This is a genomic window from Anaeroplasma sp. (assembly GCF_034179385.1).
Classification (GTDB): Bacteria; Bacillota_I; Bacilli_A; order Acholeplasmatales; family Anaeroplasmataceae; genus Anaeroplasma.
Window position 1 is genome coordinate 1 of the sequence record NZ_JAXFPY010000054.1, and the last position, 2,277, is coordinate 2,277.

Annotated in this window: 2 protein-coding genes; one reads left to right on the forward strand and one right to left on the reverse strand. The window is 30.4% G+C overall.

The genetic code is table 11. The features are described 5' to 3' along the window. Positions 1-656 (reverse strand): hypothetical protein (locus SPJ17_RS03535; protein ID WP_321092825.1); only part of this gene is annotated, 656 nt, incomplete at its 3' end. Positions 657-779: 123 nt separating this feature from the next. On the opposite strand from SPJ17_RS03535, the gene SPJ17_RS03540 reads away from it, so the two are divergent. Beyond that, positions 780-1,973 (forward strand): ATP-grasp domain-containing protein, encoded by a 1,194-nt coding sequence (locus tag SPJ17_RS03540; RefSeq protein WP_321092826.1) that lies wholly within the window; start codon positions 780-782, stop codon positions 1,971-1,973. Positions 1,974-2,277: the final 304 nt, after the last annotated feature.

Sequence of the window (2,277 nt, forward strand, 5' to 3'; positions counted from 1 at the left end):
GTATAGAAGAAAATTACTAAAATATAAGCATATGCCTGGACGTTAAATTCAGCAAATTTTCCACCAGACATTTTATATAATTCCTCAAGAGTATTTGCTCTTGCATCATCAGCTAATAGTTGATTCCATTTATCCCAATGATAGAATGCAGCTAATATTAAATAAGCACCTATTGTAATATGAATCAAGCATTGAATCAATAAAATCAAACGAGCTCTTTTAGATTTCGTAGTTTTAAGAAGCGGAATCAATCTTATAATTGCTGAGAAAAGAATTATGACAGCAGTTATCATATAAACCGCACCAATTAATTCTATCTTAAAAGCAAACAATAAAATTGCGAATGCGATTAATATTGCAAAAATAAGAATCTTAATAATGAATTTATACATTCTGAAGTTTGTACCTAAGCGAGTCTTAGGTGTTGGATCTAAGGTTTCATTAATTTCTTCTAATTCTTGCTTCTTTAAGGCTTTCGCTTCTTCCTTAGCTTCCTGCTTTTCTCTTTTTTCCTTTTCTTCTTTTGTTTCGAAATTATCCTCTACGGAATCATCTTCTATGATTTTATCTTCACCAGTAGTTTCTAAATCATCTTCAGTAATTTCTACAGATTCATTTTCATCGAACTGATCTTTTTTCTTCTTTTTACCAAACATTTTAATGCCTCCTTTAAGCCTTATTCCTATTATACTTTATCGTAAACGTTTTTAAAAGAGTGAAATGCAAAAAAAACTATATTCCGTTTTGACAAAGTGATATAATTTTTGAGGGTGATTGAGATGAATTTTGTATTTATTTCTCCGGCATTTCCTAAGAATTATTACAATTTCTGCGATAGGCTAAAAAAGAACGGAGTAACTGTACTTGGAGTAGGTGACACACCATACAACGAGCTTGATTCAAGAGTAAAAAATGCATTAACGGAATATTATAAGGTATGCAATTTAGAGAATTATGATGAAGTATATAAGGCTGTTGCCTTCTTTGCATTTAAATATGGCAAAATTGATATGCTTGAATCCAATAATGAATATTGGCTAAGACAGGATGCAAAGCTTAGAACAGATTTCAATATTAAAGGCGATAAGCTTTCTGATGTAGAGCATTATACTTCAAAATCTAAAATGAAGGAATTTTATATTAAAGCGGGTGTACCTGTTGCAAGATATGCTTTTTGTAAATCCATCGAGGAGGATTTAAAATTTATTGATATGGTTGGATATCCTGTAGTTGTTAAGCCTGATGTTGGCGTTGGTGCTGCAGCTACATATAAAATTGAATCTAAGGAGGACTTAGAAAGGTTTTATGCACAAGGATTCCATGTACCATATATTATGGAAGAATTCATAACAGGAGATATTACTTCTTTCGATGGAGTATGTGATTCGAATTCTAATGTAGTATTCTGTGATAATGAAATTTTCCCACCATCCATTATGGATATTGTAAATCAAAATCTAGAGTGCACCTATTATGTTAATAAGGAAGTTCCAGAGGATATTAAAGAGGTTGGACAAAAGGTTTTAAAGGCATTTAATATTAAGAGCCGTTATTTCCATTTAGAGTTCTTCCGTTTAAGATGTGATAAGCATGGTCTTGGTAAAGCTGGAGACATTGTAGCCTTAGAGGTGAACATGCGTCCACCAGGAGGATTCACTCCAGATATCATCAACTTTGGTCAATCTCTAGATACATACCAAATCTGGGCAGATATCATTTGTTATGATGAAATTAGAAATGTAAATATGGATTATCCTAAATATTATTGTGTATTCTATGGTAGACGCGATCGCTTTGAATACAAATATTCCTATGAAGATATTAAGAAGGAATATCCATTCATTCAAATGCATGGTAGAATGGATGAGGCTTTAGCATCAGATATGGGAAATGAATTCTTCATTGCAAGATTTGAATTCCTAGAGGATTTAAATAAATTTAAGGATATGGTATCCAAAAAGAAGGGTGAATAGAGCTTTATAGCTCTATTTTTTTGCAAAAAAAGCTTTGGAATTTATCCAAAGCATTTTTATTTTATTAATAAATTTAAAACTCTATTTATTATTACTATTCGTATATATTTGTATTAAGTAGGTATAAAAAAAATAAAATATTTTTATAATAGACATGAATAATGTCAAAATAGGGTGTATTATATAAAAAAGAGAGGAGGTGAATTGATGTGAAAAGATATAAAGTTTTAAAACAAAAACTAAAATCTACTAGAGGTGAATTTTTTATCTATAGATTTCTTTCAAGAATGTGTAAGAAAGCATA

Bases quoted from the DNA above. Each gene is read 5' to 3' on its own strand.
- SPJ17_RS03540 (WP_321092826.1), top strand. From the start codon at position 780: ATGAATTTTGTATTTATTTCTCCGGCATTTCCTAAGAATTATTACAAT.